Source organism: Anaerobacillus sp. CMMVII, assembly GCF_025377685.1.
In the GTDB taxonomy this organism is placed as follows: domain Bacteria; phylum Bacillota; class Bacilli; order Bacillales; family Anaerobacillaceae; genus Anaerobacillus.
This window is the reverse complement of sequence record NZ_JACEHK010000002.1, coordinates 53,972-68,983: the sequence shown is the minus strand read 5'-3', so window position 1 is coordinate 68,983 and position 15,012 is coordinate 53,972. Positions and strand designations below refer to the sequence as shown.

8 protein-coding genes are annotated in these 15,012 nt (G+C 37.4%); 1 reads left to right on the top strand and 7 read right to left on the bottom strand.

Translation table 11 applies throughout. The features are described from left to right. The first annotated feature begins 182 nt into the window (after nt 1–182). A complete protein-coding gene (locus tag H1D32_RS04530) occupies nt 183–893 on the top strand; it encodes a DUF421 domain-containing protein (RefSeq protein ID WP_261177012.1) in 711 nt (236 codons plus the stop codon). A gap of 5 nt (nt 894–898) precedes the next feature. On the opposite strand, the gene H1D32_RS04525 is transcribed toward H1D32_RS04530, so the two are convergent. The 7 genes from H1D32_RS04525 to H1D32_RS04495 form a co-directional block, all read right to left on the bottom strand. After that, complete coding sequence (locus tag H1D32_RS04525) at nt 899–1,327, bottom strand: ferritin-like domain-containing protein (protein WP_261177010.1); 429 nt, start codon at nt 1,325–1,327, stop codon at nt 899–901. A 186-nt stretch (nt 1,328–1,513) separates the two neighbouring features. Continuing rightward, on the bottom strand, nt 1,514–4,300 hold the full coding sequence (locus tag H1D32_RS04520; protein ID WP_261177009.1) for a glycoside hydrolase family 3 protein: 2,787 nt from the start codon (nt 4,298–4,300) through the stop codon (nt 1,514–1,516). Between the two features lie 33 nt (nt 4,301–4,333). Next, the gene (gene mgrA, locus H1D32_RS04515; RefSeq protein ID WP_261177008.1) at nt 4,334–5,341 is read right to left on the bottom strand and encodes an L-glyceraldehyde 3-phosphate reductase; all 1,008 of its coding nucleotides are present in this window, start codon (nt 5,339–5,341) and stop codon (nt 4,334–4,336) included. A gap of 31 nt (nt 5,342–5,372) precedes the next feature. Further along, on the bottom strand, nt 5,373–6,308 hold the full coding sequence (locus tag H1D32_RS04510) for an aldo/keto reductase (RefSeq protein ID WP_261177007.1): 936 nt from the start codon (nt 6,306–6,308) through the stop codon (nt 5,373–5,375). A gap of 235 nt (nt 6,309–6,543) precedes the next feature. Further along, nucleotides 6,544–7,179, bottom strand: coding sequence for a YesL family protein (locus H1D32_RS04505; RefSeq protein ID WP_261177006.1), 636 nt, complete (start codon nt 7,177–7,179; stop codon nt 6,544–6,546). Between the two features lie 244 nt (nt 7,180–7,423). Further along, nucleotides 7,424–11,350, bottom strand: coding sequence for a carbohydrate binding domain-containing protein (locus H1D32_RS04500; RefSeq protein ID WP_261177005.1), 3,927 nt, complete (start codon nt 11,348–11,350; stop codon nt 7,424–7,426). A 426-nt stretch (nt 11,351–11,776) separates the two neighbouring features. Beyond that, complete coding sequence (locus H1D32_RS04495; RefSeq protein WP_261177003.1) at nt 11,777–14,944, bottom strand: hypothetical protein; 3,168 nt, start codon at nt 14,942–14,944, stop codon at nt 11,777–11,779. Nucleotides 14,945–15,012: the final 68 nt, after the last annotated feature.

Sequence of the window (15,012 nt, the reverse complement as noted above, 5' to 3'; positions counted from 1 at the left end):
TGTGTCGTTTGTCATGTTTATAAATATTTTTAAATGCATCAATCTTTGTGAAAACAACTTTATAAAAATTACTTTAATTGGAAATAACAAATAAAGTAGCCTAGTCTTAATAGATTACAAAGAACCACGACTTTTTCTTTCTGTAAAATAGTCACAATACATAGTTATGATGGAGTGAAACAATGCCAGAGTATATGGAAGTAATGATTAGGACAATTGTCGCTTTTAGCTTGTTATTAATTGGAGCGCGTTTTTTAGGGAAACAAACGATATCTCAGATGACTATTTTTGATTTTATTGCTGCCATTACGCTCGGCGCAATTACAGCAGCTTTAGCTTATAATGTTAGGTTAAAACCACATACATTAGTTTTTTCCTATATTATTTTTGTTCTTGTTATATTCATGACTGCCTTTATATCTACAAAGAGTAGAAAATGGCGAAAGTTCTTCGCAGGTGACCCTACTGTTGTCATTCAAAATGGTAAAATACTCGAATCTAATATGAGAAAAATGCGCTATACTCTAGATTATCTCAATCAACAATTACGCGAAAAAGAAGTTTTTAATATAGACGAAGTACTTTTTGCCATTATTGAAACAAACGGTACGTTAACCGTACTAAAGAAACCTCAATATCGTAATGTAACGAGACAGGATTTAATGATTGCAACAAATCCAGAATCAAGACTCCCGATTGAACTTATCATGGATGGTGAAATTATTGAGAAAAATTTAAAAGAAAATAAACTACCACAAACTTGGTTAAATACTGAATTAAACAATCGGAATTTACATCTTAAAGAAGTAGTTTATGCAGTTTTATTAGCTAATGGAAATATTTATATTGATACGTACAGAGATCACCTTTTAGCTCCTATTGATAAGGAATAGTATACTCAATACTGGTTATGCGTTAAAAAGTATAAAAACCAAACAGCATGATTTTGTTCATCTGCTGAAGCTCTTTTAAAATGTTCTTTCATAGTTGGATCAGTCAACTTTTCGGCGATGTCGAGATAAAAGTCCGTTGTTTCTTGCTCATCTTTAAATGAGGTGACTAATCCGGAACGATAGTCACTCGGACATTCCTCTGTAATTTGCGGCGTTAGTTGTCCCCCAGTTAATGTTGTATAGATTTCAGAAAACACTTGAAAATGTCTTATTTCATCGTTTCTAATTTCAAGAATTTGATCTCTTGCCTCTTGAGTCGGTGCCATTCTTGCTAATTGTTGGTAACAAGCTATTGCTGAATACTCCCCATTTATCGCTTTTGTAATATCAGCGATTAGTTGATTTTCTGGTCGAAAGTAATAATTATTATACATCCACAACTCCCCTTTACTCTTACTTCTTAGTACATTATGAGAGGACAGTTGTCTATGAATTTTGTCCAGCTAAATATACAAGCAAATACCGTGGGAAACTCATGATTACCAACTTTAAAATGATAAAACTAAGCAGAAAATAAACCCTTGGTAAGCCAAGGGTTTATTACTTTTATTTGAATGTAATTATAGACACTTAAACTCTATCCATTCAATTTCCAAATCAGACTTTAAAGACTCTAGATTTAACTTATAAAGTCCTTCTTCAAGTTCAATTTTCACAAGTTTTTGTCTAATCCATTTACCATCTGTACCATTGGTCTGAATCGTCGTCACAAATTCATCATTCAGTTTAAGATTACAAGCTGTTTGAGCTAAATTCGTTTTTGGTGACATAATTTTTACAATAATACGATACATGCCAGCATGTTCTACTTTCATAAACGTCGATGCCAAGCGTGATGGTGTTATCCTAGGGTTTTCAGATAGATTTTGCACTTCTTCTGGTGATAGAGATGGATTCGCTTCAAACTTCGTTACGGATTCTTCAATCTCTTGTTTGCGTGAAAATACAGGTGCATGCATTAAGAAATCACATATATTCATTGCAGCACGTTGTAACTCCCCACGTGTTAAAGATCCATTCTTTAACGATTCAATCGTATTGTCATTTCCAGAGTTGATTTCTGCTCCATAGTTATTAACAACCATGTATAGATCATTTTGGGAACGAACCATAAAGTTCGTATATTCAGTTGCCGCTTCTCCTCCAGTTACGACATCATTCATTTTTGCCCACCAATCAGTCATCACGATTCCTTTGAAGCCCCACTCCTTGCGAAGTACAGTCGTCGCTAAATCGTAATTGGAAGCGGTCCAATGCCCATTGATCGGATTATATGCCGTCATAATGGAATTGGCACCACCTTGTTTTACTGCCAGTTCAAACCCTTTTAAATAAATTTCCCTAATCGCACGTTCTGAAACAACGGCGTCTACATTGTGTCGGGCTTTCTCTTGATTATTACAAGCAAAGTGTTTCAGCGTTGCATTTGATCCACCTTTCATGATTCCACGAGTAACAGCTGTCGCGAAAACTCCTGTTATTAGTGGATCTTCTGAAAAGTATTCGAAATTACGTCCATTTAGTGGACTACGTCTAATATTCATCCCAGGGCCAAGTAAAACATCGATGTCATTTGAGACTAATTCTTTTCCTTCCATTTCATAAAGTTCTTCAACTAATTCAATATCCCAAGTCGCAGCAAGTAAGGTTCCAATTGGCACCTGCGTTGACAATGCTCCACTTTCCATTCGAATTCCTGATGGGCCATCAGCTGTACAAGCAATTGGAATACCTAAGGCGAATAAACGATCACTTAGGCCACCAAAGGCTGAAGCGGTTCCAGGTGTAACCAATGGACTACTCATTCCTTCTCCTCTAACAATCGTTGCAAGTTCTTCATCTGTTAACTGAGCGATAAAGTCTTCCATACCAACTTTTTGATCAAAGACATCTCTTAATTTATAGCCTTGATCACCCGTCTGCTCCAACGTTTGAGGAAGGTTCTTTTCTATTCGACCTGCTAAACAAATCTTGCGTTTCGGAACATCTTCATACGTAAATTCATAAGAACCGTCTTCTTTTTGAACACCTGGTTTCATTCTCGTAAAACTCTCTACTGGTGCTAACGCTTCTTCTAATTGTTCGATTACTTGCAGTTCTTCAACGAAGTAACCACTTTCTCCATCAATCTCAACTTTTTCAACCTTCTTAACACTCGTTCCTACATAAAAGTTGTACCATCCGCTTTCTATTACGTAAGCAGAAGGATGACCAGTGACGCCAGCATCGTCATAAGAGGCGATACTACTCACTGGAAAACTAACAGAGACGCATTGAGACTCTCCAGGCTCTAGTAATCTTGTTTTCGTAAATCCAGCTAGCACTTTAGCTGGTTTGCCTAACTTTCCTTGTGGTGCTTCATAGTAAACTTGTACAACTTCTTTCCCTGCATATGTTGCTCCAGTGTTTTTAACTGTCACCACAACTTCAACATGCTTTTCACCATCTTTTGTCAGAAGTTTAGCACTGTCAGTTTCTACCGCAAACTCGGTATAAGATAAGCCATAGCCAAATTCAAACTGAACTTTCTCAGGGCAAAACGTCTCAAAGTAGCGATAACCCACATAGATATCTTCCTGATAATAGTTTTTAAGTTCATCGCCATAATTACGGGTAGACGGATAATCATCAATCGAATAGGCAATTGTATCCGTTAATTTACCACTCGGAGTAATATCGCCAACGATGACATCGGCTGCGGCATTCCCTCCTTCCATTCCTCCTTGCCATACGTAGAGGACGGATTGAATCGAATGAAGGTAATCTTCATCATTCAACCAAGCCATATCAATAATGTTCGATACATTCAAGACAATAATGACTTGCTCAAAATTCTTGGTCACTAGTCTAATCATGTTCTTTTCGTCATTTGTCAACTGATAGCTTCCTGGCTCATCAGCGTTATCTTTATCCTCACCAGCGGTTCTTCCAATCACAACGATAGCTTTATCGGACTTATTCCTTGCCTTTGAAACGATCTCTTCTGTTAATGGCATTTCCTTTTGAAACCATGGCTCGGCTGCCCAGCCACCACCACCATTATCAAAAGGATTTTCTTCTAACCACTTCTCATATGTTGTCGCTAAATCTTCATCGACATTGACTGTTTTCTTATTTCTAAGTCCTCCCAATAAATTGGTAGTGTACTCAACATTTACACTACCACCTGATCCCGTTCCACTTCTATAGTAGTCAATTTGACTTCTTCCAAAAATTGAAATACTTTCTCCTTCCTTAATAGGAAGAGCTTGTCCTTCATTTTTTAATAAAACGGCACCATCAGCAGCAACTCTTCTACTAAACTCCGCAAATCCTTTTAATGGAACCCCGTATGTCTTCTTTGTCATTACATCTACCTCCTATTTTTAAGCAATATTTGATTAATCAGCTAATCTATCTGCCCTTAATATATGATCAATCAACTGTAGCTCTTCCGAACTGAAATCAAGGTTATTGAGGGCTGCTACATTCTCTTCAAGTTGACTCACTTTACTAGCACCGATTAAACAAGAAGTGATCTTTTGTTCACGAAGCACCCATGCAATCGCCATTTGCGCAAGAGATTGACCACGTTCTTGTGCTACTTCATTTAATTTTTGTACTTTTTGAATGACTTCTTCTGTAATATCACCACGATTTAAAAAGCTATCTGCTTTAGATGCACGAGAATCTGTAGGAACACCATTTAAATAACGGTTTGTTAACAATCCTTGTGCAAGCGGAACAAAGGCAATACATCCTACCCCTTCTTCTTGTAGGAGAGATGTTAACCCGTCCTCAACCCAGCGATTTAACATTGAATAAGCTGGCTGATGAATAAGTAACGGTGTACCTAATTTTCTTAAAATATCAATTGCCTGCTTCGTTTCCTCTACCCCATAATTAGATATTCCAACATAAAGGGCTTTACCTTGTTTGACGACATGATCAAGCGCCATCATTGTTTCTTCAAGAGGTGTCTCCGGATCTGGTCTATGGTGATAAAAAATATCCACGTAATCTAGTCCCATCCTGTTTAAACTTTGATCAAGACTTGAAACTAAATACTTCCTTGATCCCCACTCACCATATGGCCCTTGCCACATTCCGTAGCCTGCTTTTGTAGATATAATCATTTCATCTCTATACCCCGCAAAGTCTTGACGTAAGATCTTCCCGAAATTTTCTTCTGCCGATCCGGGTGGCGGTCCGTAATTATTAGCAAGGTCAAAGTGCGTAATGCCTAAATCGAAAGCTTTTCTAATCAGAGCACGTCCATTTTCAAAAACATCTACTCCACCAAAGTTGTGCCATAATCCTAGTGAAAGGGCCGGTAGTTTAATACCAGACCTACCACATCGATTGTAAACCATTGATTCATATCTTTGCTCATTCGGTTTATATCCCATTTTTATTCCTCCATAAATTTAAAATGTACTTTTACCAAGCTAGAGGGTTATTCGCCAACTCTTCTTCCCAAAGCTCCTGTAGTACTTTTACACTTTCATTAGACAATTGGAACTCACTAGCTGAAAAATTTTCTCTTAATTGTTTCACTTCTCTAGCACCTGGTATGACTGTTGATACAGCTTGACTAGCTAAAATAAATCGAAGGGCAGCTTGAGCTAAGGTAGTTTCTTCATCTGTTAAAAAAGTTAATTTTGAAAGCAGTGTTGCCCTTCTCTCAATTTGTTCTTTAGACCAACGGTTTCGTACACCGTCAAAACGACTATACTGATCATATTTACCTGAAAGCCACCCTGAATCTAACGGTACTTTCACGATTAATCCTACTTCTTTCTCGTGAGCAAGCGGAAAAGCTTTTGCAGGTTCTTGATGAAAAATATTGTACATGACTTCAATGACTTGGCAATTTGTCATTTCCAATAATTCTAATACTTCATGACTAGAATCTACTGAAGCTCCGAATGCACGAATTTTCCCTTCTTCTTTCAATTTTTCTAAGATCTCGAATTGTGGACTGCTGCCATTGAAACATTCAAACGGTGGATTATGTAAAAGAAGGCAATCAACATAATCGGTTTGAAGACGTGTAAGACTTGCTTCAAGGGAAGAACGGATTAGTTTCGCATCGAAATTTTGAGTGTTATCAGAATGATGACCAAACTTTGTACTAATAACGACTCTATCTCTTTTTCCGAGAAATGCTTTCCCTAACAACTCTTCGCTTTTTCCTAAACCGTAGTTAGGAGCAGTATCAAAAAAGTTACACCCAAAACTAATAGCCTCATGGACTAAGCAAATAGCTTCTTGATCGGACATTTGTCCCCAATCTCTTTGGTTTCCTAACTGCCATGCACCAAAACCAACTTCGGAAACTTTTATTCCTGTATTACCTAATCGTCTATAGTTCATCACATGTATCCTCACACTTCTTTATTATCATTACGTTCTTTTCTAAAGACTCTCTTCGTTGCTATTAGCTTTTAGGTCGTAACCAAGCGAATGCTTGGTTCTTCACGCTTTGCGTGAAGCTTTTGAGAATAAATAAATTTGTCCCAAAAGGCTTATTTATTCTCAAACGACCTAAAAGCCACAAAGTTTACGAAAATAGCCTATCATTAAAACAGAATAGCATGGTCCCCACCAATTACGACTTCTCTAATCTTGCTTTTTTCTTTTCAAAATTATTAAAAGAAATTAAGGTGATTGACATAACCGTCATTCCAATCATACTTGGTAAAAATAACCCCACGTAAACGGGAAAGTATATGAAGAGATGGTAGATTATGAAAAAAAGGAAACATATCAATAACAAGTGATGGATATTTATCAAACCCATGAGAAATGAATGCTTAAAATATTCACGAAACTTTAACTTATAATGAACGTATACAGGGAAAAAATAGATGAATGTTATTAAAAATATGAACCCATTAATAATTAGCCCTATAATAAGAATGCTTTGTAGTGGGCCACTGCCATGGAGTATATAACTAAAATTAGTGTATAAAATGGCAGCTGCAAAAATAAAAATAAACCCAAAAATATTCGAACGAATAAATTCCTTTTTAAATTCAAAGAAAAAACTCTTAAAAATTGGTATATCCGTATCTTTCATTAGCCATTTTCTAATAATCGAAAGTAAAGCTACTGATGCAGGGAAGACTCCCAAAATGACTAATCCGATCACCGTGAATAAAATCCATAATAAATTTAAATAAGCTATTTTCATAAATAAATCGAGAGCTTGATATACCTTTCCACCAAATCCTTCTGATTTCATCTAATCACCTCCTAATTCCGCAGTTTGTAAGTCAAAGTCTGCAGATTAATTTTCAAATGTTAAATTGCTACTTGTAATGAAACTAGGTTCTCAAAATCAATCCTCTGAAAGGTTCTACCAATGATGGTCTTGATTAACTTTTACAAATTGAACACAATTTAAAACTAAGATTGCCAATATTAAATGCAAAAATGTCTGACTCATTGGGAGAACAGACATTTTTACCTTTAATACCATAAAATATTTAAGCCAAATTTCTTCTGCGTTTCACAAAGAGAGCGATTCCACTTAGGATAATTAACGTTAAACCTACTAGTAACAAGTTAAAACTATTTGTCGCTGTATTTGGTAATTTCTTATCCGTATCTTTTTTAGTTTTTGGATCTTTACCTGGTTGATCGTCTTTTGATTTTTCACCTTTTTTATCGTCTCTTGGTTTTTCACCTGGTTGACCGTCTCCTGGCTCTTCACCTGGTTGACCATCTCCTGGCTCTTCGCCTGGTTGACCGTCTCCTGGCTCTTCACCTGGTTGACCGTCTCCTGGCTCTTCACCTGGTTGACCGTCTCCTGGCTCTTCACCTGGTTGACCGTCTCCTGGCTCTTCACCTGGTTGACCGTCTCCTGGCTCTTCACCTGGTTGACCGTCTCCTGGCTCTTCACCTGGTTGACCGTCTCCTGGCTCTTCACCTGGTTGACCGTCTCCTGGCTCTTCACCTGGTTCAGTTCCCTCTACTTCTTCAACTTCTACTAATCTTACGTTGTCGATTAAAATTGTGTATGGTGTAGATAATTCTGGATCTGCGCCTTCTCTACCTAATCCAAACATAAGGCTATAATTTCCTGTTTCAGTCACTTCAATAATGACCTCATGTGTTTCCATCGTAGCATCTACATTAAATTTCTGAATTCCAGTGCCTGAACCTACTAATTCTACGTTTACAGGGCGTTCATGGTCTGATTGCATATCAAAGGCAATTTTATACGTTCCGCTTGGGACCGTAACAGCTTGTAGCAATTGAATATGCCACCAGTCCCAACCAACTTGCTTAATCTCTGCATGTAAGACACCATCAACTACAGAAAAGTCTGCAAGACCTGCCCATTCTTCATGGACACCTTGGTTGTGTACATTCCAAGGTAAGGTACTACCTGGGTTACCAAACTCAGTTGTCGTATCGAAAGTACCATCAATGATTAAGTTATCTCCAACTTCTTTCCACACTTTATCATCTGGATTAGCAGGTTCTGTTGGTTCTTCATCATCTTGACTTCCATTTAATACTTCACGAGCACCTTTTACTTCTAGTCTTACATTATCAATGAAGATATCGTGACTATCAGCTATGACGCCTCCTACCGAACCTAGTAAAAATTTTAATGCAGTTACGTCAGTTGAATTCATATCGAATTCATATTTATATGTTTCAGTCTGAGTTGTTAATGAGATTTCTTCTGAGAAATAACGGTGGTAACTTGCATTTTCAACAATTAGTTCAATATTTCTATTGATTGACGCACTTCCATCAAATTGAATGACATATGTTAGTCCTTCTTCTAACGTAATGTTATCTTGGAAAAACTGTACATGCCAAGTATCATTTCCAGTGTGATCGACAGTTATTTTAGCTTTTCCATCTTCTTCACCAAAAGAAGCCCTTGATTGTCCTTCCCAAACACCTTGAACGTGATTGTGCCAACCTTCTATTCCATTAATGAAGTCACCATTTGTTAATGGGAAATATCGTTCTCTTTCACCTTTAACCTCAAGCTTTACGTTATCGATGACTACTTCATGATTGCCAATATCATCAGAACCAACAATTTTTCCTAATAAGAATTTCAAGTCTACTGTCTCATCATTACTCATTACAAATTCATATTTATATGTTTGTAGGGCATTTGTCAATTCTACTTTTTCTGCAAAATATCGTTGATAACTTGCGTTTTCTAATACTACTTCTATGTTTCTATCTACTGTAGATTTCGCATCAAACTCTACTACATACGTTTGGTTTCTTAAAAGTTTCATCCCATTTTGCATTAATAGGACATGCCACGGCTCCCAACCCGTATTAATAATATTAGCTTTGAATGTACTATCTACAACATCAAACGTCGCTTCTGAAGATGGCTCATAAACACCGTGAATATGTTGGTCCCAATGTTTCAAACCACTTGAGAAGTCACCATTCTTCAATGGGAAAGCTTGCTCAACTGTAACACTAGCATTATTATTCGTTGTGCGAACCATTTTTAAGTTATCAATTACTATATCACTAGCATTTCCACCTAAGAAGAATACTAGTTGTCCTTCAATGTCTTGTACATTCGGCATAACCAATGTTGCTTCTTTTGTTCCCATATTCGTAGTTAACGAGATCACTTGATTGCCCGAGTAATTTACGCTACCATCTTTGCTCAGCAATGCAACTTCGATATTTCTAGCTGCTCCTGCTTTAGCATCAAACGTTAACTTATATTCATCAGTTGGAAGAAGATTCATTCCTTTTTGTACTAGTTTAATAGAATCAACGCTAGTACCACCGTCAGTAATTGCAACAGCTAGTTTTCTAGTATCAGGGTCAACAGAAGCCTTTGCAATTGCTCCTTCTGTATCGAAGTTCCAATACGTCATACGGTCCATTCTACCTTGATCGAATGTACCATTGTAAACATGGTTTCCATCTCTCAAAGGACGCTTCGCTGCATCTTCATTATAAGGATCTAACGCGTCTACTTCTTCCACTACGACATTACCAATCCATACAGGGTTTGAGTTAATACCTAAGTTAAACTCAAGACGTGCACGAGGATCAGTATCATGTTGCATTTGGAATACCATTTCATACGATTGCACTTCATTTGTTAAAGAATAATCCATATTTGGAGAATACGCTGTCCAACCACGATCTGCTCCCCCACCAATTTTTACATTGATGTTCCGGTTAGTGTTGGATTTTGCGTCAAAACTTAACTTGTACCATCTTCCTGTACCCATTGTTACGTTTTGAATTAATTGGATTGAATAAGTTTGATTCCCACCATTGGCGATGTCAACTTTTGCAAATTTATCGCCGTTTAACGTATCAACTGAAACTGAACCTGTCCCGTTAAACTCATTTAAATTTAAGAAATTCCAATAAGTATTGTTCCATTCTTCTTCACCAGATCTTAAAACTGTGAAACCTTTTTCATAGTTTGTGTCATACACATAGTTTCCATCGACTGCTACTTTTGCATCAGCAGGTAATTCCACCGGTGCAAATACTGGCTCTACCGGCTCACGATAATCTCTCCCTGTTAATTCATACACACGAACATAATCGACGAGCATTTCTCCAGGAAATGGTGTTGTATCATTAGGGTTCCCACCATACCAGCCCCCGATAGCTAGGTTTAAAATAATATAAAATTCTTGATCAAAAGGAGCTGGATATGAAAATTTCGCAGGATTTCCATTACTAGTAGAACTCCAATTGTTTACTGTTTGGTACAAAACATCATTTACATACCAACGAATTTCCCCTGGCTCCCACTCAACAGCATATAAGTTGAAATCAGTAATGTCTTTTCCATCTGGGAAATAATAATCTTTTGCTGTATACGTATTATTTGGCCATTGGCCTCCGTAATGAATTGCGCCACCAATCTTATTTAGATGACTACCAGCGTTCTCCATAATATCAATTTCTCCAGAAGCAGCCCAGCCACCATAGACGTCCTCTTCAGGCATCATCCAAAACGCTGGCCAATATCCTTGTCCTTCAGGGAGCTTGATACTCGCTTCAAATCTACCATATTTTTGACTGAACTTGCCTTGGGTGTGAACTTTCCCAGAAGTGTAATTATATGTACCTGTACGATCAGTAACAGTTTCTTTACGCCCTTCAAGGATCAATTTCCCATTCTCAACTCTTACATTATCATCTTGATACGATTGTAACTCTTCATTTCCCCAACCTGGGATAAATGTTCCATCAGCTTGAAAAAATCCATTACCAAGATCACGAGTCCACTTCGTTCCGTCTAATTCATCTCCTTCAAACTCATCAGACCAAACTAGTGTCCAGTCATCTTGTGCTTCATCCATTTCATTCGCACCTACAACCATACTAAAATTAGAAAGAATTAATAGAAATACTAAGAACATATTAATAGATTTCTTTAACATAAATTGACTTCCCTCCATTTTAATGAATTTCATAATTCATCATTTTCACTATATAAGTATTAAATGTCGTTTCGTATAAAGCTTTCGAAACTGCATTTAGATGGATATAGCTCGTTTAAGGTAATTATGAAATTCACTCTAAAATAAAATAACAGGTAAAAATTAAGAATGACGTTGTAAATCACCTCCTTAATTACCTAAATTGTTATATGGGTGAGAATCATGGATGTTTAAACTAAAAATCGAAAGCGCTTTCGATTTTATCGAAGAGTAGAAAGTAGGCAAGTTCATTACCTACTTTCTATCACCCAGTTTCAATAAAACTAAGCTAATGATTTTCAGAATTCATTATTTTCACTAATAAGTTCAAATTGTAGGTACATATAAGTATTCGTAACTACTAGCTTGATTAAGGTAATTATGAAATTAACCTAATTGAACTTGAATTTTTGTTATCTTACCATTTCGAATATCTTCAGCATGGGTTCCTCTTACAGAGTCACCTTGGAGAGTAACACTCTCTCCATTGCCATAAGTGATTGTGTATTGTACAGGTAGGGCTGCGTTATCTCCAAATGTGTCCACCTTCTTAGTGTTTACGTACGTAAGTTCACACGCTCCGAGGAACGTACAAGAGACTTCACCGTTTTCTGTAAACATCCAGCTTGGAAGGATTGGAGACAGTTGACAAACAAGTTCTTCACCCTCCACCTTAAATGGTTTACCACCTGTCATCATCACAAACCACATATTCATAAACTCAATCGTTGAACCACTTAACCTTGATACAAAGCCACGACCGTGTAGCTTCGGATTAGGGTTTGCACTACTTGCAATAAACGAACTATTCTCTAGCGTACTTCTTCCATATACTTTTGGATCTAGGAATGGGATTAACGCTGTTTTCATATCCTCATAAAATTCCGCTGCTAATCCTGACTTAAGTGTCGCTAACAAGTACTTATATTCCATATGCAAGAAGATCGACTCGTTCTCTAACCATCCAGGGGTAAATGCGTTTGCACGTCCAAGCTCATTCGGCTCTTCTTGAATTGACATCGACGTCTTGTACATACCTAACTTGTTATCATAAATATCAGAAGCACGAACGGCATGATAAATCTTTTTCGCTTCCTGCCTGTCTTCTGTCAATTTTAATGATTTGACAATCCCCTCAAGAAACGGTGTTACTGCTTTTGGTGTCCACTCTAGCTCTGAAATCGCTGGTACTCCATTATCTAAACTGTTCTTCGGTTCAAAATAGAAGTACGTAGGAACAAGCTCTCCATTATAAGAACGAACTCGCTCAATTCCTTTCTCGACTCTGGCCTTAAGGGTTTGACTGATTTCTTTCATTTCTTCTATCGTGTATACAGACTCTTCACCACTAATGCCTTGATATATTGTCTCACGGTAGTTCTCTCTTAGTGTCGCTACCTCATGCCAATACACGTCTTCACTAATTGCTGAAACTTCGACTTTCTTAATTGCATTTATAACGCCACTTAGAAAATCAGCTGCTTCGATTGGCAGTGCTACTTTCTCTTCATCAGTTACCTCTAAAAGAAGGTCAAATAGACGTTTTACTTCAAATAATTCTGAAGTACTCGCACCAATCATTCCTGGTAAACCATTTAAAGAATCGTTCCACCCAGGTTTATCCGCTTCCATTTCTACACCTAGTCCCATTGGAGCTAGTGTTGCTGTTTTTACGAGACCGAGAAGAAATAGCTTAGAGTAAAGTGTTGTTTTATAAATATCACCTTGTCCACGGTTCTCTTTTATCCACATTACTCCATTATTTGGGGCAGCTTCATGCTCTTTTTGTTTATCTTCGTAAATCGCACCGTACTGACGCAACTTACCATTGTTTATGACATATTTATCAGCACGTTTCTTAACTCTAGCTGGGCTCTCAAAGTACTGATACTCTTTGTTGAAATATAATTCTTCCTTTTTATCTGGATAAATCGCTAGATAACTTTCAATTAAATCAAGGTTATATGTCCAGTGGTCCATCCAATACCCTTCGCCGAACTCGGCTTGGAATAAATGTTCTGAAACACTCAAGACTTCCGCTAAAAACTCATCGAAGGTCGTCGACAATGTTACTTTTTCATCCTCTAAGAAATGTTTAAGCTCTCCTGGCGTGTAAGAAGAATTGAAGAATTCCCTTACTTTCTCTTCAGCTTCTTTTGGTACGTAAGGAGTAAAATCAAACGACCTCGAATTGATTGAAAACCTAACACCTTTCACTCCAAGGGGATTGTATCCATCTAGTTGAATTAAATTCATAAACAGTTTAACATTGTAATCCTTTACTTTTGGCTCAAAAAAGACATCACAACGGCGATTTTGGTTAATATCACGATAATTCCCATTCCCTTGAGAATAGTAAGTAGGACTAAGTGAGAAGAAGTTGTAATCTCGTTCTAAATCACCATGCTTACGTGAATATAAATAATACAAGCTTTGCGTTTCGTCATTTCCAAACACAACCGGGAATCCACCACGAAGGCCATTATCTAAATAGCTTTGGCGACTATATGCATCAAAGAGCGGTTGGCCTGTTTTGCTTTTAATCGGTTTAGTAATTTTATCAGTAATGGTCGCTGCAATCTTCTGCATGTTGCGTAACCGTGATATTGTAATTTCTTCTTTCACATACGTATTAACGGTTTGAAGCTCACTAGCATGACCAACAACTGTATAAATCTCTAGTTCTTCATTCGGCTCTAACTCCACTTTAGTCGCTGTAAAACCACATGACACTTTATTCGTTGTCTGCCCTTCTTCAGCCATTAACGCTTCGATCGTCTCTTTCATAAAGTTTTGAGGCAATTGTAATGTTGTATCCGTTCCAAAGATGATATCACGATCAATAATTGGCTTCGAACGTTTTTCCTCACCACGGTAAGAGATCAAGCTCATAAAGAAGTTTCCTTGATGTACTTCTTTTACTTCAGCCGTGTCTTCCATGCTTCCTCTTAATTTATAGAAAGGGATGTCATTTTCAAGATTATAAACATCAAACCAGCTCTTAATCGTATTTCCTAATTCCTTATACGCAGCATTAGGAACTCCACTAGGAAATACAGACGGTAGTCCATCTAATAATTCAATTTGCTTTTCATTATTGGATAAGTTTTGGAACTTCACATGACGAACGAGGCCAGCCACAGGTGACTCTGGTAAAATAAAATACTCTACACTCATCTTAATGCCGTGTGCTTTGTTGACGTATTCTAGAGCGAGTTTGTTCTCGGAAATCACCATTGTTTCTTTCGCGTCTGAGTAACATTGGGACGAAAATGGCTCTAAAAACGTTGTCTCGCCATTCTCAATAATCTTAATGAATGTTCGAAATCCTTGGACTTGGACAAGCTGATACGATTTATCGGCTGGTAAAAATTCCATAATTGCATGATTTTTATCTTGGACCCCAAAGCTCGCAATTCCTTGGCCGCGATTTACGTAAAATACCCACATTGGAATTCCATCTACGCCAGCGATCCCTGGTAAAAAACTAGAGAATGTCGGGCGTTGTTGAAATTGTTCAATCTCAAAGTTTTGATTTTCTTTTAGTGAATACATGTCATTCCCCCAAAACGGTCATTCATTATTTTCGCTACTAAGTTCAAAGTGTAGTTGCGTAAAAACCA